This is a genomic window from Pseudomonas sp. 67(2021) (genome assembly GCF_017491835.1).
Classification (GTDB): domain Bacteria; phylum Pseudomonadota; class Gammaproteobacteria; order Pseudomonadales; family Pseudomonadaceae; genus Aquipseudomonas; species Aquipseudomonas atacamensis.
The window spans coordinates 89530-110854 of the sequence record NZ_JAFGYL010000019.1 but is presented as its reverse complement, the minus strand read 5'-3'; the positions used below and the strand labels follow the sequence as shown (position 1 = coordinate 110854).

Annotated in this window: 19 protein-coding genes and 1 pseudogene; 13 read left to right on the top strand and 7 right to left on the bottom strand. The window is 61.2% G+C overall.

Features of this window, described 5'->3' with window-relative positions; genetic code table 11:
• Positions 1–35: 35 nt before the first annotated feature.
• Positions 36–917 carry a LysR substrate-binding domain-containing protein gene (locus J5M66_RS21480; protein WP_207808375.1) on the top strand — a complete coding sequence of 294 codons (882 nt, stop codon included), beginning with the start codon at positions 36–38 and terminating at the stop codon, positions 915–917.
• Between the two features lie 194 nt (positions 918–1111).
• On the opposite strand, the gene J5M66_RS21475 is transcribed toward J5M66_RS21480, so the two are convergent.
• On the bottom strand, positions 1112–1726 hold the full coding sequence (locus J5M66_RS21475) for an NAD(P)-dependent oxidoreductase (protein ID WP_207808377.1): 615 nt from the start codon (positions 1724–1726) through the stop codon (positions 1112–1114).
• Positions 1727–1771: 45 nt separating this feature from the next.
• Positions 1772–2650, bottom strand: a complete 879-nt coding sequence (locus tag J5M66_RS21470) for an MBL fold metallo-hydrolase (RefSeq protein WP_207808379.1) — start codon at positions 2648–2650, stop codon at positions 1772–1774.
• A gap of 113 nt (positions 2651–2763) precedes the next feature.
• Between J5M66_RS21470 and J5M66_RS21465 the strand changes: the two genes are divergently transcribed.
• The 3 genes and pseudogenes from J5M66_RS21465 to J5M66_RS27030 all read left to right on the top strand — a co-directional run.
• Positions 2764–3693 (top strand): LysR family transcriptional regulator, encoded by a 930-nt coding sequence (locus J5M66_RS21465; RefSeq protein ID WP_207808381.1) that lies wholly within the window; start codon positions 2764–2766, stop codon positions 3691–3693.
• A gap of 105 nt (positions 3694–3798) precedes the next feature.
• Positions 3799–3975 carry a hypothetical protein gene (locus J5M66_RS21460; RefSeq protein WP_016773438.1) on the top strand — a complete coding sequence of 59 codons (177 nt, stop codon included), beginning with the start codon at positions 3799–3801 and terminating at the stop codon, positions 3973–3975.
• 10 nt (positions 3976–3985) lie between these two features.
• Positions 3986–4099: pseudogene (locus tag J5M66_RS27030) on the top strand (metal ABC transporter ATP-binding protein); the annotation flags it as partial.
• A gap of 7 nt (positions 4100–4106) precedes the next feature.
• On the opposite strand, the gene J5M66_RS21455 reads toward J5M66_RS27030, so the two are convergent.
• Entirely contained in the window at positions 4107–4997 is an 891-nt protein-coding gene (locus J5M66_RS21455) for a helix-turn-helix domain-containing protein (RefSeq protein ID WP_207808383.1), read from the bottom strand.
• A 175-nt stretch (positions 4998–5172) separates the two neighbouring features.
• Here J5M66_RS21455 and pobA point away from each other — a divergent pair, with 175 nt between their 5' ends.
• Both pobA and J5M66_RS21445 read left to right on the top strand, forming a co-directional pair.
• Complete coding sequence (gene pobA, locus J5M66_RS21450) at positions 5173–6366, top strand: 4-hydroxybenzoate 3-monooxygenase (RefSeq protein WP_207808385.1); 1194 nt, start codon at positions 5173–5175, stop codon at positions 6364–6366.
• A 77-nt stretch (positions 6367–6443) separates the two neighbouring features.
• Complete coding sequence (locus tag J5M66_RS21445) at positions 6444–7961, top strand: MDR family MFS transporter (protein ID WP_071173411.1); 1518 nt, start codon at positions 6444–6446, stop codon at positions 7959–7961.
• A 132-nt stretch (positions 7962–8093) separates the two neighbouring features.
• Here J5M66_RS21445 and J5M66_RS21440 read toward each other — a convergent pair whose 3' ends face one another.
• From J5M66_RS21440 to J5M66_RS21425, 4 genes are all read right to left on the bottom strand, one after another.
• Positions 8094–8942, bottom strand: a complete 849-nt coding sequence (locus tag J5M66_RS21440) for a cache domain-containing protein (protein ID WP_207808387.1) — start codon at positions 8940–8942, stop codon at positions 8094–8096.
• 129 nt (positions 8943–9071) lie between these two features.
• A complete protein-coding gene (locus tag J5M66_RS21435) occupies positions 9072–9929 on the bottom strand; it encodes an ATPase (protein ID WP_110603230.1) in 858 nt (285 codons plus the stop codon).
• A gap of 116 nt (positions 9930–10045) precedes the next feature.
• Positions 10046–11038: an NAD-dependent epimerase/dehydratase family protein gene (locus J5M66_RS21430; protein ID WP_207808389.1), complete on the bottom strand. Its 993-nt coding sequence runs from the start codon at positions 11036–11038 to the stop codon at positions 10046–10048.
• A 99-nt stretch (positions 11039–11137) separates the two neighbouring features.
• Positions 11138–12025: a LysR family transcriptional regulator ArgP gene (locus J5M66_RS21425; RefSeq protein ID WP_130902339.1), complete on the bottom strand. Its 888-nt coding sequence runs from the start codon at positions 12023–12025 to the stop codon at positions 11138–11140.
• A gap of 96 nt (positions 12026–12121) precedes the next feature.
• Between J5M66_RS21425 and J5M66_RS21420 the strand changes: the two genes are divergently transcribed.
• The 7 genes from J5M66_RS21420 to J5M66_RS21390 all read left to right on the top strand — a co-directional run bounded on the left by J5M66_RS21420 (position 12122) and on the right by J5M66_RS21390 (position 21289).
• Positions 12122–12724: a LysE/ArgO family amino acid transporter gene (locus tag J5M66_RS21420; RefSeq protein WP_065616683.1), complete on the top strand. Its 603-nt coding sequence runs from the start codon at positions 12122–12124 to the stop codon at positions 12722–12724.
• A gap of 176 nt (positions 12725–12900) precedes the next feature.
• Positions 12901–13497, top strand: a complete 597-nt coding sequence (locus tag J5M66_RS21415; protein WP_016773431.1) for a Fe-Mn family superoxide dismutase — start codon at positions 12901–12903, stop codon at positions 13495–13497.
• 329 nt (positions 13498–13826) lie between these two features.
• Entirely contained in the window at positions 13827–15878 is a 2052-nt protein-coding gene (locus tag J5M66_RS21410; protein WP_016773430.1) for an EAL domain-containing protein, read from the top strand.
• 146 nt (positions 15879–16024) lie between these two features.
• Complete coding sequence (locus tag J5M66_RS21405; RefSeq protein ID WP_122746738.1) at positions 16025–17377, top strand: imelysin family protein; 1353 nt, start codon at positions 16025–16027, stop codon at positions 17375–17377.
• A gap of 277 nt (positions 17378–17654) precedes the next feature.
• Positions 17655–19082 (top strand): di-heme oxidoredictase family protein, encoded by a 1428-nt coding sequence (locus J5M66_RS21400; protein ID WP_024014142.1) that lies wholly within the window; start codon positions 17655–17657, stop codon positions 19080–19082.
• A 27-nt stretch (positions 19083–19109) separates the two neighbouring features.
• Positions 19110–20174, top strand: a complete 1065-nt coding sequence (locus tag J5M66_RS21395; protein ID WP_024014143.1) for an imelysin family protein — start codon at positions 19110–19112, stop codon at positions 20172–20174.
• A gap of 14 nt (positions 20175–20188) precedes the next feature.
• Complete coding sequence (locus J5M66_RS21390; RefSeq protein ID WP_110603242.1) at positions 20189–21289, top strand: DUF1513 domain-containing protein; 1101 nt, start codon at positions 20189–20191, stop codon at positions 21287–21289.
• Positions 21290–21325 lie beyond the last annotated feature (36 nt).

Genomic DNA, 21325 nt, shown 5'->3' with positions numbered 1-21325 from the left:
ACTAGCCATGTCGCCACGTCATACCTCGGATCGCCATGAAACGCCTGCCACCCCTGCCCGCTCTGTATACGTTCTGGATCACCGCGCAATGCTGCAATTTCACTCGCGCCGCCGAGCAGTTGCACATCACTCAGGGCGCGGTGAGCCGGCAGATCGCCGGGCTCGAAGAACAGCTCGGTTATCCGTTGTTCATTCGTCTGGCCCGAGGTCTGGCACTGACGGCCGAAGGCCGCGAATGGCTGCCGCGAGTGGAAAAGGTCTTCGGGCTGATCTGTGAAGCGACCGAGCAGATCGGTCTGACGCGGCAAACCTTGCAACTCAAGGCCCCGAGCTGCGTGATGCGCTGGCTGCTGCCGCGTCTGCTGCAATGGCAGAAGGAACGCCCGGACGTGCCGGTCAAATTGACGGCCTCGCTGCAACACGGCGTGGATTTTCAGCGCGAGCAATTCGACGCCGCGGTGATCTACGGCCCGCCGCCAGACCATTCGCCAGGCGCGCTGCACCTGTTCGACGAGCAACTGACACCGGTCTGCTCGCCGCAATTGCTCAAAGGCTCGCCGGCGCTGAATTCACCGCAGGATTTGCAAGAGCATCTGTTATTGCACCCGACCCACGACATTCAGGACTGGTCGGTATGGCTCGATGCAGCGGGATTGCGATTGGGCAACCTTGGCAGCGGGCAGCATTTCGAAACGCTGGATCAGGCGATGTCGATGGCCTCGCACGGGACCGGGGTGGCGATCGGGGACTGGTCGCTGATTGGCGATGATCTGAACGCAGGACGCCTGGTGATGCCGTTTGCGCTGAAGGTGAAGACGGGGTTGGCGTATTACGTGGTGGTGCCTGCTGGAGCCGAACCCTCGCCGCAACTTGAGGAGCTGATGCTCTGGCTGGTTGAGCAGGCTCATTTGCGTTGAGCCTCTCCCCTCACCCTAGCCCTCTCCCCAGGGAGAGGGAACTGATTGGGGATACTCAAGAAACTCATCGACCTGACACAGCCACGCCGAATCCATAATCGACACGGTCGTTCAGGTCAATGCGTGACCCAAGACAACTCGGTCGGCTCCCTCTCCCCCGGGGAGAGGGCTGGGGTGAGGGGAAAAGGCTTGACTCAATACCCGACCGTATAACGCTGCCGCAAATGCTTCGGCGTCTCCACTTCGTCAATCAGCGCAATCGCATAATCGGCAAAGGTGATCCAGCTACGCCCATCGGCACTGACCAACAGATGATCCTTGCCGACGCGATACTGGCCGCTGCGTTCACCCTCGACAAACTCCGCCGACGGCGAGAGGAAAGTCCAGTCCAGTTCCTGCTCCTGACGCAACGCATCAAGAAACGCCGCCCCCGCGCTCGCCTCGGCTTTGTATTCGGCCGGGAAACCGGCACTGTCGATCAACCGCGTGTCATCCGGCAGCAACAGCGAGCCGGCGCCGCCGACTACCAGCAAGCGCTTCACGCCCGCCTGTTTTACCGGTCCGACAATCGCCGAGGCCGGGACGGTGGCGAAATGCGCTGCGCTGATCACCACGTCGTGACCGGCCACCGCCGCTTGCAGCGCCGCCGAATCCAGCACGTCGAGGCTCTTGCTGACGACACCGGCACGGCTGCCGATCTTCGAGGTATCGCGGGCAATGGCGGTGACGCTGTGGCCGCGACGCAGGGCTTCTTCCAGCAGTTGGCTACCGGCACGGCCGGTGGCACCAATGATTGCGATCTTGCTCATGACATTCTCCAGTTGGCTTGAAAATGCTGCGTGTTCAGGTTCGGCTTACCACTGCATCTCGCCCTTGGCGACTTTCGCGCTGAGCTCCAGCGAGCTTTCCTCGCCCAGCTGCGGGTAGCGTTTTTTCATCGCTGCGATCAGTGCAGCGGAGTCTCTGGCCTTGGCGGTTTCGGCATCGAAGGCCTTGATGTAATCGGCGGTGAATTTCACGCTGGCCAGCGAGCGGCTGCTGTCGCCCAGAAAATGGCCGGGTACTACGGTTTGCGGTTTCAGGCTTTCGATGGCATGCAGGGTGTGCAGCCAGTCGGCATGGGATTGCGCGGTCTGGGTGTCGGCCATCCACACATGAATGTTCTCGGCGACCACTACGCCACCGACCACTGCTTTGAGCGACGGGATCCATACAAAGCTGCGATCCGGTTGCTTGCCGTCGAGGCCGATCACCTGCAATTGCTTGCCCTCGAGGGTCAGGCTGTCGCCCTTGAGCACGTCCGGGACGACGGTTTTCGCCGGCACGTCGGCGCCCATTTTCGGCCCCCAGTAGGCCAGTTTGCCGTCGACGGTGTGCTTGATGTGATCGACAGTCGGCTGCGAAGCCAGCACTTTCGCCTGCGGGAATGCTTTGGTCAGGGTGTCGAGGCCGAAGTAGTAATCCGGGTCACCGTGGCTGATGTAGATGGTGGTCAACTGTTTGCCACTGGCGCGGATCTTATCCACCACCTGCTCGGCCTGGGATTTGCCGAATTGCGCATCGACCAGAATTGCTTCTTTCTCACCGCTGACCAGCACCGAGCTGACCGGGAAAATCGCCTGGGTGCCGGGGTTGTAGACATCGAGGCTCAGCTCGGCGGCGGATGCCTGGGCGGCAAAGCCGAAAAATGCCGCGGCGAGCAGAACGCGTTTGAAGGGGGTGAAGCCGATCATTTGTTGCTCCGGATTACCAATGCCAGTCTGGCGATGCAACAGAGCTTAGTTGCCAGACTCAGTACAAAAAATGCGATGCTTGGACATAGTTTGTTTCTGAAAGCGGGCAAATCATGGATCGGCTTCAAGCAATGCGGGTATTCGTCACGGTGGTGGACCTGGGCAGCCAGTCGGCGGCGGCCGACCACCTCGACCTGTCGCGGCCGGTAGTGTCGCGCTATCTGGCGGAGCTGGAAGACTGGGTCGGCGCGCGGCTGATGCACCGCACCACGCGCAAATTGAGCCTGACCGCCGCTGGCAGTGAAATCCTCCCGCGCTGTCGGCAGATGATCGACCTGTCGCAGGACATGCAGGCCGCCGTCAGCGAACCCGAGGACGCGCCGCGCGGATTGCTGCGGATCAGCGTCAGCACCTCGTTTGGCCAGGCGCAACTGGCCGATGCGGTCGCGGCGTACGTCAGGCTTTACCCCGGCGTGAGTATCGAACTGCAAATGCTCGACCGCACGGTGAATCTGGTCGATGAACGTATCGATCTGGCGATTCGCACCAGCAATGATCTTGATCCGAATCTGATCGCCCGGCGCCTGACCGTGTGCCGCTCGGTGGTCTGCGCAGCGCCGGCTTATCTGCTTGAGCATCCGGCGCCGCAGACGGTTGAGGATTTGAGCCGACATAACTGCCTGACCCATTCCTATTTCGGCAAAAGCCTGTGGCATTTCGAGGAGGATGGCGAACCGGTTTCGGTACCGGTGCAGGGCAATATCAGCGCCAACGAGGCCAGCACCCTTCTGCGCGCAACCCTGGCCGGCGCGGGCGTGGCGATGCTGCCGACCTACCAGGCTGGCGTGCATATTCACAACGGCGAGCTGCTGCGTTTGCTGCCACACGCAGAACCGCGCCAGATGAATATCTACGCGGTGTACGCCTCTCGCAAACACATGCCGGCGGCACTGCGCAGCATGCTCGACTTTCTGGTTCAGCGTTTTCCCGAAAATCCCGCGTGGGATGAAGCTGCGAGCCTCAAGCCACAAGCGCCAAGCTGACCGCGTCGTGACAGCTTGCCGCTTGCCGCTTAAAGCTTGCAGCTGCGCCTGCCTGACCTATGCTCAAAGTAATACCGCAAGGTAGACGTTCAGAGGTCGAACACCATGAACATCAAAACAAAAAGATACGCCGCCATTTTCATCACCTGCGCCGCCACGCTGGCGCTGTACGGCACCGCTGCCTGGCGGGTCGAGCAGTTGCGCCAGCTGCCGCGCGAGTATGCGAGCTGCAACTATGAGCGGTGTATTCCGCACAATGCCACGCTGAACGCATTGCGCTGATAGACCTGCGCTGGAATGCAACCCTGTGGGAGCGAGCTTGCTCGCGAAAGCGGTGGGTCAGTCAGCCTGTTTGTTGGATGACACTCCGCCTTCGCGAGCAAGCTCGCTCCCACAGGTGTTGGGTGGTGCTTTTAAGGTTGTTGCTCGGCCTTCAAGCGGTCGCGGAATGCCTTTGGCGAAATCCCCACCCGGCGACGGAACAGGCGCGTGAAGTTGGTCGGATCGGAAAAACCCAACAACTCCGACATCTCGTAAATCGTCATGCTGGTGTAGGTCAGCAGGCGCTTGGCTTCCAGCAACTGACGCTCGTGCATGATCTGCAACGCCGGTTGCCCGGCCAGTTCACGGCAGGTGCCGTTGAGGTGCGACACGGAGATGCCCAGGCGATGGGCGAGGTCTTCGACCTTGACGTGCTGGCGGTAAGTCTCTTCCACCAACTGAATGAAACCGTTGAGGTATTCGCGCTGGCGTTGCGGCCGTTGGCTGGCCTTGTGCCGAACGATCGCCTGGCGGCTGACCCAGACCATGATCACGCTGACCAGCGAATGCATGAGCATTTCCCGCGCCGGTTGATGGCCGTTGTACTCGGCCTGCAACGCTGAAAACAGGCTGTTGAGATAATCGCCATCCTTGCCGGCCGGGTAGTTTTCCGCCCGAGCCAAGGCGTGTACCGAATCGCCCAGTTGCGCCTGCAAATGGTTGATCAGCGGCGTGGCCAAGGTGACGATGAAGCCTTCAACATCTTCGGAAAAACGAAAGCCGTGCACCGACAACGGTGGCAGCACCTGTATCGCCGGAGTCTCGAGTTGCGTGCGCTGGCCTTCGATTTCGAGCTCTGCCTGACCTCTGAAAACGAACAGCAGCTGGCATAGATCCGCGTGGCGGTGAGGTTTGATTTCCCATTGGTGTTCGCGACTGCGCGAGGAAATGGTTTCACAGTGCAGCAAGTCCGGGGTCGGCCAGTCCAGGCTTTCACCGTAGAGCTTGAACACCGGAATAGAAGGCAGGGCAGGCTTGTTCATACTTCAATCCAGGCCTCTGGTTTTTGGGCGATAATCGCACCGATTGGCAGAATGTACAGGTATCGGCTCAGTTTTCACCTTCAATTGACAGACCCGCAAGGGAAAAATGCAAGCACTCGATCCATAAAATCATTCACCGGCTGTTGCTGCGTGAAGCTTGCGAGTCATAAAAACAATGAAAACCCTGAAAACCCAAGTCGCCATTATCGGCGCCGGTCCTTCCGGACTGCTCCTTGGCCAGTTGCTGCACAACGCTGGCATCGACACCCTGATCCTCGAACGCCAGACGCCCGATTACATTCTTGGGCGCATCCGTGCCGGTGTGCTTGAACAAGGCATGGTAGAGCTGCTGCGGGAGGCCGGGGTCGGTCAGCGAATGGATGCCGAAGGTCTGGTTCATGGCGGCTTCGATCTGGCGCTGGACGGGCGTCAGGTGCACATCGACCTGCACGCGCTGACCGGCGGCAAAACAGTAATGGTCTACGGCCAGACCGAGGTCACCCGCGACCTGATGGCCGCTCGTCGGGAGGCCGGCGCGCCAACAATTTATCAAGCGAGCAATGTCGTTCCCCATGGCATGAAAAGCGACGAAGCTTTTGTCACCTTTGAAAAGGACGGTGAAAGCTGGCGCGTCGATTGCGATTACATCGCCGGTTGCGATGGTTTCCACGGCGTCGCCCGGCAGTCGATTCCGGCCGATTGCCTGAAGATTTTCGAGCGGGTCTACCCGTTCGGCTGGCTGGGCATTCTCGCCGACACACCGCCGGTCCACGACGAATTGGTCTACGCCCGCCATGAGCGCGGCTTCGCTTTGTGCAGCATGCGTTCAGCCACGCGCACCCGCTATTACCTGCAAGTGCCGGCGGATGAAAACGTCGATGACTGGAGCGATCAGCGTTTCTGGGATGAGCTGAAAAAGCGCCTGCCGGATGCCCTCGCGGAAAAACTGGTGACCGGTCCTTCGATCGAAAAAAGCATCGCGCCGCTGCGCAGTTTTGTCGTCGAGCCAATGCAGTACGGGCGCATGTTTCTCGTCGGCGACGCTGCCCATATCGTACCGCCCACTGGCGCCAAGGGCTTGAACCTGGCCGCCAGCGATGTCAGCACGTTGTTCAATATTCTGCTGAAGCTCTATCGCGAAAATCGCACTGATCTGCTGGAAAAATACTCGGAGATCTGCCTGCGCCGAGTATGGAAAGCCGAGCGGTTTTCCTGGTGGATGACGTCGATGCTGCATCGCTTCGACGAGCACGATGAATTCAGCCAGCGCATCAGCGCGTCGGAACTGGACTATTTTGTCAGCTCGCAAGCCGGGCAAAAAACCATTGCAGAAAATTACGTCGGGCTTCCGTACGAGGCTATCGAATAGCTTCCTACCGACTTACACTGCGAGCATCCACCCGCGCGCGAAGGCCGCGCGGGTCCATCACTGCCCGCAGGTTTTCCGTGACCACTCTCAATCAGCCTGAAACGCCCAAACCGGCCATTCGCAGCGTGCTGGTCGCCTTGATGATGGCGATCTTCCTCGGTGCGCTGGACCAGACCATCGTCGCCGTGTCGATGCCGGCGATCTCTGCGCAATTCAAGGACGTCAGCCTGCTGGCCTGGGTGATTTCCGGCTACATGGTGGCGATGACCGTGGCGGTGCCGATCTACGGCAAGCTCGGCGACCTGTACGGGCGACGCAAACTGATGCTGTTCGGCATGGGCCTGTTCACCCTCGCCTCGCTGTTCTGCGGCATGGCGCAGAGCATGGAACAGCTGGTACTGGCGCGGATTCTTCAGGGCATCGGCGCCGGCGGCATGATCTCGGTGAGTCAGGCGATCATCGGCGACATCGTCCCGCCGCGTGAACGCGGCCGCTATCAGGGTTACTTCAGCAGCATGTACGCGGTGGCCAGCGTCGCCGGTCCGGTGCTCGGCGGCTACATGACCGAATACCTGTCGTGGCGCTGGGTGTTTCTGATCAACCTGCCGCTGGGGCTTGGCGCCTGGTGGGTGGCACGGCGCAACCTGCGCGGCTTGCCGATTCCGCAGCGCAAACCGGTGATCGATTACCTCGGCACGGTGCTGATGATCATCGGCCTGACCGCGTTGCTGCTCGGCATCACCGAAGTCGGCCAGGGTCATTCATGGCGCAGCAGCGAAGTGCTCGGCCTGTTCGCTTGTGCCGTGGTGGTATTGGCGCTGTTCGTCTGGCATGAACGCCGGGCGCGGGAGCCGTTGCTGCCGATGCACCTGTTCGCCAATCGTAATGCCCTGTTGTGCTGGTGCACGATTTTCTTCACCAGTTTCCAGGCCATCTCGCTGATTGTGCTGATGCCGCTGCGTTTCCAAAGCGTCACCGGCGCGGGTGCCGACAGCGCCGCGTTGCACTTGCTGCCATTGGCGATGGGCTTACCGATCGGTGCCTATTTCGCCGGCCGCCGCACCTCGATCACCGGACGCTACAAACCGCAGATTCTCACCGGGGCGATCCTCATGCCGATCTCGATTCTCGGCATGGCCTTCAGTCCGCCACAAGCAACGCTGCTCAGCGGTCTGTTCATGCTGCTCAGCGGCATCGCCGGCGGCATGCAGTTCCCGACCTCGCTGGTCGGCACGCAGAACTCGGTGGAACAACGCGACATCGGCGTCGCCACCAGCACCACCAATCTGTTCCGCTCACTGGGCGGCGCGGTGGGCGTGGCGTTGATGTCGGCGCTACTGCTGGCGTTGCTGCACGATTCCAGTTTCGCCCACCTGGCGAACAGTTCGCTGATCAGCGAGGGGCATTCGGGCAACGTCCTGCTCGATGGCCTGAACGCCGCCCCCGGCGAAGCGCAGAACGCTTTGCGCGCGGAGCTGCTGGTGACCTTCCGCCACCTGCTCTGGGTGAGCACGGCAGTGTCGTTGCTCGGGCTGGCAGCGGCGATTGCCATGCCGAACAACCTGCTGCGCGGGCGGGAGCACGGCGCGAAATGAGCCTTTTGCGCTGATCGTTCCCACGCTCTGCATGGGAATGCCTCAACGGACGCTCTGCGTTCGGCCTTGGATGGGACGCAGAGCGTCCCGGGCTGCATTCCCACGCGGAGCGTGGGAACGATCATCGCGCGCTCAAGGGCTGTAGTAGCCCACCGCGACGAGGAAATGCCCGACCTTTTTCAGGTACGCATGCTTGTCCTCGATCTTGCCGGTTACCGGGTTTTTCCAGCGGTATTCGTATTCGCCTTCATCCTGCTTGCCGATCAGCGCCAGAATCGGCTCGCCCACCGGTTTGCCTTCCGGATCCTTGACCTTGCCAAAATCAGTGTTGATCAAACGCAGATTGGTGCCGTGGGCGACATAGCGCTGGTTGTTCAGATCGACCACGAAGACATACAGGTCATCCTGCAAGTAACCGCCCTTGAGTGAGTTGATCGCGGTCAGCGAGCCCTTCTCGTCCTTGGTCAGATCCGTCGCGGCTTTGTCCAGCAAGGCCTTAGCCTGCTCAGCCGAAGCCCGTGGCAGGTAGTAACCCACCGCGAGAATGCGCTGCCCGACGCGCTGATAGAACACATGCTTGCGCTCGACCTTGCCGTCGGCCCAGTTCTGCCAGCGGTATTCGGCCTGCTGGATGCCGTTGCCTTCCGGCACTTTCAGCGCATCCTTGAACGCCTTCTGCAGATCCGGCCCGAGCACTTCACTGACATCGCGGCCGATCAGCGCCGATGACGGCCCGCCACTTGCCAGCATGACGCCTTTGGTGTCGAGGACGAACACGTAGCGATCCTTGTCGACGAACTCACCCTGGCGGCTGAACGCGGCGAAGGCCTTGTCGCCATTGTCGTGGTAGTAGGCCAAGGCTTTTTCCAGCAGGGCGATGGCCGCCTGACTGTCATCCTTGGTGGCGGTGGCGGCGCTGGCCTGGCCGAAGCCGGCCAACAACATCAGGCCGAGCCAGGCCACTTTATGCAAAAACCCCATAGCGCATCCCTCGTTCTTTTTGGTGTTTCAAGAGCGTAGACGGCTTGCGGTCATGTAGAGATATTCAGAGCGTTTCTGAACATTGCGCCGTGAAGCTGGCAAGCAACGCTCGCCAGCCTCGCTCAGCGCTTACGGGCGGGAATTGATCTGCTGCTGGAGATTCTGGATCTGCGCCTGCAAGGTATTCAGGTTGCGGGTCATCTGCGCGCGGAATGCATCGAACTCGGCAGTATTGCCGCCACCCTGTGGCACTGCCGGGCGGTTGTCCTGCTGACTTTTCAGCACGACGATGTCCTGCTCCAGACGATCGATCGCCGCGCTCGGATTGCCCTGTTTCTTCAGCGCGGCGATATCGGCGCCGAGGCTTTTGAACTGGGCGTCGAAGGCTTTCAACTGGGCATCGACCTTGCTGGTATCGGCCGGGGTGCTTTTGATGGTCGCCAGCTCGGCGCTCAAGGCTTTGACCTGAGCCTGCAACTGCGTATTGGCGTTCTGCTGTTCGGTGGTCTGCGCGGTCATTTGCGCCAGCCGCTTGTCCAGCTCGCTGGCCTGCCCGGCCACCCCTTGCTGCTGCTTGCTCTGGTCGAGCAGCCTGCCTTCGAGTTGCTTGATTTGCAGCTTCAGCGCTTCGCTGTCGCTGCTGACGTTGCTCTGGCTGGCGACGACCTTGCCGGAAATATCCTGCAGGCGCCCTGCCGCTTCTTCGCTGATGCGGGCGAAGCTTTCCTGGGTGGCGACCAGTTGCTGCTCCATCAGCGAGATCTGCTGGAAGCTCCACCAGGCCAGACCGATGAAGGCAAAAAACAACGCGCCGACCAGCGCCCACAGCGGCCCGGTGCTGGCGGCCTTGACCTTGACCACTGGCGCGCTGCGCGAATGCACGGAAGTGCGGGGGCCGGGCGCGATGTCATCGTCATCGAACGGGTCGGCGCGCAGGCTTGGCACGTTGTCGAAATCGTCGTCGTGGGCATCGTTTCGCATGGACATTGAGGCAACCTTTGGCAAACGCGGTGATGGCTAAATGCTGCGAAGTATAACCGCCGCAGCCGCAGGCATTGACCCTCAACCCGCAAGGCGGTTCATTGCCGCCCGGCCGAATCGTTTCAACGGATGTCCTGGGCTTTCCACCACGCACAGAACTCATCGAGGGCCGCCCACAGACTGACTTTCGGATCGTAGTCGAGATAATGCCGGGCGCGGCTGATGTCGAGGGTGAAATTTTTTTTCATGACCTGCATGCCCAGGCGCGACAGGGTCGGCTCAGGGCGTCCCGGCCAGAGCATGCACGCGCCTTCGTTGAGCGCCGCGACGCTGTAGGCCAGACCGTAGGAGCGATATTTGCGCACCTGATCGACGTCCATCCGCCGCATCACGTAATTGACCACGTCCCACAGCGGCACCGGCGTGCCGTTGCTGATGTTGTAGGCCTTGCCCAGCGCCGAACCTTGCGCCAACAGGCTGCTGAGCATGGCTTCGTTGAGGTTCTGCACGCTGGTGAAATCGACCTTGTTCAAGCCGTCGCCGATGATCGCCAGCCGACCCTTGCGCTGCATCTTCAGCAGGCGCGGGAAGATGCTCATGTCGCCGGCACCGGTGACGAAACGCGGGCGCAGGGCGATGGTTTCCAGACCGAATTCCTGCGCGCCGAAGACCTTCTGCTCGGCCAGATATTTGGTCGCGGCGTAGGGATGCTTGAAGCGTTTGGGCACTTGCTCTTCGGTCAGACCGAGATGGTCGCGGCCATCGAAATAGATCGACGGCGACGACAGATGCACCAGCCGCCGCACCCGCTGCTTGAGGCACGCTTCGACGACGTTTTCGGTGACTTCGACGTTGCCCTGATGAAACTCCTGATAACGCCCCCACACGCCAACCGCACCGGCACAATGCACCACGGCTTCGACGTCACGGCACAGGTCGTGCACCAGATCGGCGTCGGTCAGATCGCCCGGCACGAACTCCGCGCCCCGGCGCACCAGATGCTCGACGCTCTCGGCCCGGCGACCGTTGACCCGCACTTCAAGGCCCTGCTCCAGGGCGAAACGCGCAAAGCGCCCGCCAATAAAGCCGCTGGCGCCGGTAACCAAAATCTTCATCAAAAACTCCAGGGAAGCAGCTGCAAGCTTCGAGCTTTCAGCTGCAAGTTGAAACGGTGCGTGTTCTTGCCGCTTGCAGCTTGACGCTTGTTGCTGCGTTCAAGCCACTAGCCATTGCTTTGAGGAGCGCAGCAGTTGTTCGGTCAGTAGATTGAGCAACTGGCCGCCATTGCGCCAATGATGCCAGTACAGCGGCACGTCGATCGGTTTATCTGGCAGCAATTCGCGCAGCACCCCGCGTTGCAATTGCTCGCGCACCTGCAGTTCCGGTACCAGGCCCCAACCCAGACCGGCCTCGGTCAGGCGGATGAAGCCTTCGGAGGACGGACATAAGTGATGTTCAAACGCGCCGTCGACGCCCAACAGCGCCAGATAGCGATGCTGAAGGAAATCGTCCGGACCGAACACCAGCGCCGGGGTGCGCGGCAATTGTTCGGCGCGCACGCCTTCGGGAAAATGCCGAGCGATGAAGGCCGGGCTGGCCAAGGCGCGATAACGCATGGCGCCGAGCAATACGCTGCGTGCGCCGGCCACCGGGCGCTCGCTGGCGCACAGGCACGCAGCCACTTCACCGGCACGCATGCGCTTGAGGCCGACGGTCTGGTCTTCGACGATCAGGTCGAGCAACAAATGCTGCTCGGCGCAGAAATCGCCGACGGCCGCGGCCCACCATGTGGCGAGGCTGTCGGCGTTGAGGGCGATGCGCAGGCGATCGGGCAGGCCTTCTTCGTCCAGCGCCGGCACAACTGATTGCAAATCGCGCTCAAGCAACCGCACCTGTTGCACATGGTTGAGCAAGCGCCGGCCAATTTCGGTCGGCGATGGCGGCGTTCCGCGCACCAGCACTGGCTGGCCGACCCGCGCTTCAAGCAATTTGATGCGCTGGGAGATCGCCGACTGCGACAGGCCGAGCACCTGTGCGGCGCGATCGAATCCGGCCTGCTCGACCACAGCGGCCAGCGCGGAAAGCAATTTATAGTCGAACATCAATTTTCCTAATGGGCGATCAGCACTATTGGTTTTTCTTATACAGCGTCACACCGGAGAATAGCCAGCAAGCACTCTCTTTCAAGGATCTCTCCCATGTGGCAAAGCTACGTAAACGGCCTGTTGGTGGCGTTCGGCCTGATCATGGCGATCGGCACGCAGAACGCATTTGTCTTGGCGCAAAGCCTGCGCCGTGAACACCATTTGCCGGTGGCGGCATTGTGCGTGGTGTGTGACGCGATTCTGGTCGCGGCCGGAGTGTTCGGCCTGGCGACGATTCTGGCGCAGAACCCGACCCTGTTGGCGATCGCCCGTTGGGGCGGCGCGACGTTTCTGATCTGGTACGGCAGCCAGGCGCTGCGCCGGGCCTGTTCGAAGCAGAGCCTTGAACAAAGCGAGAACCAGACCGTGCGTTCGCTGCGCGCAGTGATGCTCAGCGCTCTGGCGGTGACCTTGCTCAACCCCCACGTTTATCTGGATACGGTATTGCTGATCGGCTCGCTGGGCGCGCAGCAATCGGTGCCCGGGGCTTATGTGGTCGGCGCGGCGAGTGCATCGTTGCTGTGGTTTTTCACCCTGGCCCTTGGCGCGGCATGGCTGGCACCGTGGCTGGCCCGCCCGAGCACCTGGCGCATTCTCGATCTGGTGGTGGCGTTGATGATGTTCGCCGTGGCCGCGCAGTTGATCATCGCCGGATGAATTATTGCTGAAGGCTCTGGAACCTCTATCCCACACAGTTGTTGCGTGGTTAAGGCGCGACCCCGGTGCTATGATCCGAACCCTGCGCCGCAAAGAGTAAAAACTCGCCGGTGCATTTCCGGCCGCCCGTGATCGGCCTTGCGCTCACCGCAACAGACCTGATTAGGAGAATCATCATGGCTTTCGAATTGCCGCCGCTGCCTTACGCACACGATGCCCTGCAGCCGCACATCTCCAAGGAAACCCTGGAGTTCCACCACGACAAGCACCACAACACCTACGTCGTGAACCTGAACAACCTGGTGCCAGGCACCGAGTTTGAAGGCAAGACCCTGGAAGAAATCGTCAAGACTTCTTCGGGCGGCATCTTCAACAACGCCGCTCAGGTCTGGAACCACACTTTCTACTGGAACTGCCTGGCGCCAAACGCCGGCGGTCAACCAACCGGCGCCCTGGCAGACGCCATCAACGCAGCGTTCGGTTCGTTCGACAAGTTCAAGGAAGAATTCAGCAAAACCTCGATCGGCACCTTCGGTTCCGGCTGGGGCTGGCTGGTGAAAAAGGCTGACGGTTCCCTGGCCCTGGCCAGCACCATCGGCGCCGGCAACCCGCTGACCAGCGGCGACACCCCGCTGCTGACCTGCGACGTCTGGGAACACGCTTACTACATCGACTACCGCAACCTGCGTCCGAAGTACGTTGAAGCGTTCTGGAACCTGGTCAACTGGAAGTTCGTGGCCGAGCAGTTCGAAGGCAAAACCTTCACCGCTTAAGCTGCGCGCCCGATGAAAAGCCCGGCTTCGGCCGGGTTTTTTTATGCCCGGCGCATGGCGTTTCTCGCACGGTAAAAGCAGCTTCACGCCGTTTGCCGCCAGCCCCCAGCCGTCTACCATCACAGAAAGGAAAAAATCTTTGGCCCAGTGCTCAAGTTGAAGGCAATTGCAACCGACACAGTTGATTCAGAGCTATTACTCAAATGACGACAATGCGGCCAGGATCACGGCGACTTTTCCCGTGCCTGATTGTCCCTTTGACTGCCAACCCGGGATTGCCAATACTCATGGCAACTTGACGCTACCCGCACGGAACAAGGAATAACCCTTTGAAGCTGGAACTCAAGAACAGCTTGTCGGTGAAGTTGCTCCGGGTCGTGCTCCTGTCGGCATTGATCGTAGGCGTAGTCTTGAGCTGCGCGCAGATTGTCTTCGATGCCTACAAGACCCGTCAGGCGGTTGCCGGCGACGCCGAGCGCATCCTCGACATGTTCCGCGATCCATCGACCCAGGCCGTGTACAGCCTGGATCGGGAAATGGGCATGCAGGTGATCGAAGGGCTGTTCCAGGACGACGCCGTGCGTCAGGCCTCCATCGGCCACCCCAACGAAGCCATGCTGGCGCAGAAATCCCGCGAACTTCAGCATTCCAACAGCCGTTGGCTGACCGACCTGATTCTCGGCCAGGAACGCACCTTCACCACGCAATTGGTCGGCCGCGGTCCGTACAGCGAATACTACGGCGACCTGAGCATCACCCTCGACACCGCCACTTATGGCGAAGGTTTCATCGTCAGCTCGGTGATCATTTTCATTTCCGGGGTGTTGCGCGCACTCGCATTGGGCCTGGTGCTGTATCTGGTCTATCACTGGCTGCTGACCAAACCGCTGTCACGAATCATCGAGCACCTCACCGAGATCAATCCGGATCGCCCCAGCGAGCACAAGATTCCGCAGATCAAGGGCCACGAAAAAAACGAGCTGGGCCTGTGGATCAACACCGCCAACCAATTGCTCGAGTCCATCGAACGCAACACCCACCTGCGCCACGAAGCGGAAAACAGCCTGCTGCGCATGGCCCAGTACGACTTCCTCACCGGTCTGCCGAACCGCCAGCAATTGCAGCAGCAACTGGACAAGATTCTCGTCGATGCCGGCAAATTGCAGCGCCGCGTCGCGGTGTTGTGCGTCGGCCTGGATGACTTCAAGGGCATCAACGAGCAATTCAGCTACCAGACCGGCGACCAATTGCTGCTGGCCCTGGCCGATCGTTTACGTGCCCACAGTGGTCGTCTTGGCGCGCTCGCTCGCCTGGGCGGCGATCAGTTCGCGCTGGTGCAGGCCGACATTGAACAGCCTTACGAAGCAGCAGAACTGGCGCAGAGCATTCTCGATGACCTCGAGGCGCCCTTCGCCCTCGACGATCAGGAGATCCGCCTGCGCGCGACCATCGGCATCACCCTGTTTCCGGAGGACGGCGACAGCACCGAGAAGCTTTTGCAGAAAGCCGAGCAGACCATGACCCTGGCCAAGACCCGCTCGCGCAATCGTTATCAGTTCTACATCGCCAGCGTCGACAGCGAGATGCGCCGTCGTCGCGAGCTGGAAAAGGATTTGCGCGATGCGCTGATCCGCGACCAGTTCTACCTCGTCTACCAACCGCAGATCAGTTATCGCGATCACCGCGTGGTCGGCGTCGAAGCGCTGATTCGCTGGCAACATCCGGAACACGGTCTGGTGCCGCCGGACCTGTTCATTCCGCTGGCGGAACAGAACGGCACGATCATCGCGATCGGCGAGTGGGTGCTCGATCAGGCCTGCAAGCAGTTGCGCGAGTGGCACGATCAGGGTTTTGTCGATCTGCGCATGGCGGTCAATCTGTCCACCGTGCAACTGCACCACGCCGAGCTGCCACGGGTGGTCAACAACCTGCTGCAAATGTACCGCTTGCCGCCGCGCAGTCTGGAACTGGAAGTCACCGAAACCGGCCTGATGGAAGACATCACCACCGCCGCCCAGCATCTGCTCAGCCTGCGCCGCTCCGGTGCGCTGATCGCGATCGACGACTTCGGCACCGGCTACTCGTCCCTCAGTTATCTGAAAAGCCTGCCGCTGGACAAGATCAAGATCGACAAGAGCTTCGTTCAGGATCTGCTCGATGACGACGATGACGCGACCATCGTTCGCGCGATCATTCAACTGGGCAAGAGCCTGGGCATGCAGGTGATTGCCGAAGGCGTGGAAACCGCCGAGCAGGAAACCTACATCATTTCCGAGGGTTGCCACGAAGGTCAGGGCTACCACTACAGCAAACCGCTGCCGGCGCGGGAGCTGGGCATTTACCTCAAGCAGGCGCAACGCAGCAACGCGGCCATTCTCTAAAAGCGCAAGATCGCGCCATCACACCTGCCTAAATAAGAAATATTTCCAAGCACGCCTTTACACATAATGCGAAAGATTTGCATTATGTCGCAGTTTTGCGCGCCCCCGGCGCCAGTCCACTCAACTACCGAAGCAGGATGTTCGCCATGATTCGTATGCCTCTGGCTACCGCCAGTCTGCTGGCCATCGCTATTTCCCTCGCCGGTTGCGGCGAAGGCAAGGACAAAGAAAAAGCCTCCGAAATGACTCCGGCTTCCAGCAGCGCTGCTCCAGCCCCTGCCGCTGCACCTGCTCCTGCCGCCGGTAAAGTTGACGATGCCGCCGCCAAGGCTGTGGTCGCGCACTATGCCGACATGGTCTTCGCCGTTTACAGCGATGCCGAATCCACCGCGAAAACCCTGCAAACCGCCGTCGACGCGTTCCTCGCCAAGCCGAACGCCGACACCCTCAAAGCCGCCAAGGCTGCCTGGGTCGCCGCACGCGTGCCGTACCTGCAGAGCGAAGTATTCCGCTTCGGCAACACCATCATCGACGATTGGGAAGGTCAGGTTAACGCCTGGCCATTGGACGAGGGCTTGATCGACTACGTCGACAAATCCTACGAGCACGCACTGGGTAACCCGGGCGCCAGCGCCAACATCATCGCCAACACCGAAGTGCAGGTCGGCGAAGACAAAGTCGACGTGAAAGAGATCACCCCGGAAAAACTCGCCAGCCTCAACGAGCTGGGCGGTTCCGAGGCGAACGTTGCCACCGGCTACCACGCGATCGAATTCCTGCTCTGGGGCCAGGATCTGAACGGCACCGGCCCTGGCGCTGGCAACCGTCCGGCCTCGGACTATCTGGAAGGCGCCGGCGCCACCGGTGGTCACAACGAGCGTCGTCGTGCCTACCTGAAAGCCGTGACCCAACTGCTGGTGAGCGACCTGGAAGAAATGGTTGGCAACTGGAAGCCGAACGTGGCCGACAACTACCGCGCCACCCTGGAAGCGGAGCCAGGCGAAACCGGCCTGCGCAAAATGCTCTTCGGCATGGGCAGCCTGTCCCTGGGTGAACTGGCGGGCGAACGCATGAAGGTTTCCCTGGAAGCCAACTCCCCGGAAGACGAGCAGGATTGCTTCAGCGACAACACCCACTACTCGCACTTCTACGACGCCAAAGGCGTGCGTAACGTTTACCTGGGCGAGTACACCCGTGTTGACGGCACCAAGCTGACCGGCGCCAGCCTGTCGTCGCTGGTAGCCAAGGCCGACCCTGCTGCCGACACCGCGCTGAAAGCCGATCTGGCCGCGACCGAAGCGAAGATCCAGGTCATGGTCGATCACGCCAACAAGGGTGAGCACTACGACCAGTTGATCGCTGCCGGCAACACCGCTGGCAACCAGGTCGTTCGCGACGCCATCGCCGCGCTGGTCAAGCAGACCGGCTCGATCGAAGCCGCTGCCGGCAAACTGGGCATCAGCGACCTGAACCCGGACAGCGCCGATCACGAATTCTGATCGCAGCGTCCGCGTCAAAAAGAGGCGACCTTCGGGTCGCCTTTTTCATTATTGGCACACCACTATCCCTGTGGGAGCGAGTCTGCTCGCGAAGGCTTGATCCGGCGCAGCATTTACAGCGCGTCGGGCATCGCTTTCGCGAGCAGGCTCGCTCCCACAGTGTTGGCATGCGCTTCAAGGCTTGCGCGATATCAAGCAAACGATAATTCCTCTTATTCAAACTCCCCCGCCCTGTTAGACTTTGCGCCTTTGTTTTCGCCCGTTTGCAGGATGTCTGATGCTGTCGTTGCCGCTTCGCTTGTCCGCACTGTTGCTGGCCCTGGGCCTGAGTGCCTGCGATGACGCCCCGCGTTTCACCAAGGCCGAGCCGGGTGAAGCGCGTTCGGGCGGTGCGGCGACCGTGCGCAAGAGCGATCAGAACGCCTTCTCCCTGCCATCGGCCAACCTGCCGCCCTCGCGGCGCGTGGATTTCAGTGTCGGCAACAGTTTCTTTCGCAGCCCGTGGGTGATCGCGCCGTCGACCACCACGGCGCGCGACGGCCTCGGCCCGTTGTTCAATACCAACGCCTGCCAGAACTGCCACATCAAGGACGGTCGAGGGCATCCGCCGGCACCTGACGCATCCAATGCGGTGTCGATGCTGGTGCGCCTGTCGATTCCCGACGCGCCGCAATACGCCAAAGTCATCGGACAGCTCGGCGTAGTGCCGGAGCCGGTGTATGGCGGGCAATTCCAGGACATGGCCGTGCCCGGCGTTGCTCCGGAAGGCAAGGTGCGGGTCGACTACACGCCGGTGCCGGTACGCTTCAAGGACGGCACTGAAGTCGAGCTGCGCAAACCGACCCTGCAGATCAATCAACTCGGTTACGGCCCGATGCACCCGGACACGCGTTTTTCCGCGCGGGTGGCGCCGCCGATGATTGGTCTGGGCCTGCTCGAAGCGATCCCCGAGGAGGCGATCCTCGCCAACGCCGCCGCCCAGGCGAAAGAGAACAATGGCATCAACGGCCGGCCCAACCAGGTCTGGGATGACCAGTTGCAGAAGACCGTCATCGGCCGGTTCGGCTGGAAAGCCGGGCAGCCGAATCTCAATCAACAGAATGTTCATGCGTTCTCGGGTGACATGGGCCTGACCACCAGCCTGCGGCCGTTCGACGATTGCACCGAGGCGCAAACCGCCTGCAAACAGGCGCCGAACGGTAATGGCCCGGACGGCGAACCGGAAGTCAGCGACAACATCCTGCGGCTGGTGCTGTTCTACAGCCGCAATCTCGCAGTGCCGGCGCGCCGTGGCGTCAACGATCCACAGGTGCTGGCCGGCAAGAATCTGTTTTTCCAGGCCGGTTGTCAGTCGTGCCACACGCCGAAATACACCACTGCCGCCGATGCCGCCGAACCGGAATTGGCCAATCAGGTGATTCGTCCATACAGCGACTTGCTGCTGCATGACATGGGCGAAGGCCTGGCGGACAACCGCACGGAATTCAAGGCCTCCGGCCGCGACTGGCGCACCCCGCCGTTGTGGGGGATTGGTCTGACGCAAGCGGTCAGCGGTCACACCCAGTTTTTGCATGACGGCCGCGCACGCAACCTGCTCGAAGCGGTGCTCTGGCATGGCGGCGAAGCGACGGCGGCGCAGCAACAGGTTTTGTCTTTCAATGCCGAGCAGCGCGCTGCGTTGCTGGCGTTTCTGAACTCACTTTAAATACTGAAAAAGCATCGGGAGCCCGACATGTTCCGTCCCAAGTTACTGTTCACCAGCCTTGCCGCGCTCGCCCTCGGCGCCTGCTCGCCGCAGGATCCGCAAGCGGTCACCTCGGCGGCGATCGCCAAATCGGTGATCCTGCCGACCTACACCCGTTGGGTCGAAGCCGACCGGCAACTGGCGGTCAGCGCCCTCGCCTACTGCCAGGGCAAGGAAAGCCTGGAAACCGCCCGTGCCGACTTCCTCCACGCGCAGAAAGCCTGGGCCGAGTTGCAACCGCTGCTGATCGGTCCGCTGGCAGAGGGCAACCGTTCGTGGCAAGTGCAGTTCTGGCCGGACAAGAAAAACCTCGTCGGCCGTCAGGTCGAGCAACTGGTCGTCGCCCAGCCGCAGATCGACGCCGCCGCGCTGGCCAAATCCAGCGTCGTGGTGCAGGGCCTGTCGGCTTACGAATACATCCTCTTCGACGCCAAGCCTGACGTCGCCAACGATGCGCAAAAAGCCAAATACTGCCCTCTGCTGATCGCCATCGGCGAGCGCCAGAAGCAACTGGCCGAAGAGATCCTGCAGGGCTGGAACAACACCGATGGCATGCTCGCGCAGATGAGCAAGTTCCCCAACCAGCGCTATGCCGACTCCCACGAAGCGATCGCCGATCTGCTGCGCGTACAAGTGACTGCACTGGATACCCTGAAGAAAAAACTCGGCACGCCGATGGGCCGCCAGAGCAAAGGCGTGCCGCAGCCGTTCCAGGCGGATGCGTGGCGCAGCCAGTCGTCGCTGACCGCACTGGAAGCCAGCCTTGCCGCGGCCAAAACCGTCTGGGAAGGCGTCGACAACAAAGGCCTGCGCGGTCTGCTGCCGGCCGAACAGAAGCCGTTGGCGGACAAGATCGATGCCGCTTATGCCGCGTCGCTGAAGCTGTTCGACAGCACCCAGCGCTCGCTGGGCGAAATGCTCGAAGACGACGCCGGTCGCCAGCAACTCAACGATATCTACGACAGCCTCAACGTCGTCCATCGCCTGCATGAAGGTGAGCTGGCCAAGGCGCTGGGCATCCAACTGGGCTTCAACGCCAACGACGGTGACTGATGAGGGCGAGTGCCATGCTGCGACGTCAGGTTCTGACTTTAGGTAGTGCACTGCTGGGAGCAGTGACGCTGGGCGGCTGGACGCTGTTCAAACGCAAGGATCAGAGCCCGCTGCTGCTGTCGGCGCGTGACGATACTGACGGCAAGCATTACGCCGTCGGCTATCGGCTCGACGGTACGCGGGTGTTCGCTACCCACGTCGGCCAGCGTTGTCACGACATCATCAACCACCCGACGCAGCCGCTGGCGCTGTTCGTTGCACGGCGTCCGGGTACCGAGAGTTACCTGATCGACCTGCGCGACGGCACGTTGCTGCAGACCGTGACCTCGCAGCCGAACCGGCACTTCTACGGCCACGCCGTGGTGCACAAGGACGGCGAATACCTGTACGCCACCGAAAACGATACGACCGATCCTGGTCGCGGTTTGCTCGGTGTGTATAAGTTCGAAGGCGAGCGGCTGGTGCACACGGGCGAGATTTCTACCCACGGCCTCGGCCCGCATCAGGTGTCGTGGATGCCCGACGGCGAGACGCTGGTGGTGGCCAACGGCGGCATTCGCACCGAGGCGGAAAGCCGCGTCGACATGAATCTCAACGCCATGGAACCGAGCCTGGTGCTGATGCAGCGCGACGGCACATTGCTGAGCAAGGAAACCCTCGCCCAGCAGATGAACAGCGTGCGCCACCTGGGCATCGCCAGTGACGGCACCATCGTTGCCGGCCAGCAATTCATGGGGCCGTCCCACGAGCGCTCGGAGCTGTTGGCGATCAAGCGACCCGGGCAAGCGTTCGTGGCGTTCCCGGTAGCGGAAGATCAGTTGCAGGCGATGGGTCACTACACCGCCAGTGTTGCGGTGCACAGCGATCTGCGTCTGGTCGCGTTGACGGCGCCGCGCGGCAATCGTTTCTTTATCTGGGATCTGGACAGCGGCGAACTGCGCCTCGATGCGCCTTTGCCTGATTGCGCCGGCGTTGGTGCGGTAAAGGATGGCTTTGTCGTGACCTCGGGTCAGGGCCGTTGCCGTTACTACGATTGCCGGCAGGAACAGCTGCTGGCCAAGCCGCTGGAATTGCCGGCGGGGCTCTGGGACAACCATCTGCACTTGATGGCCTGATACCCGCTCATTTTTGAGATGCCCCCCCATCCTGTG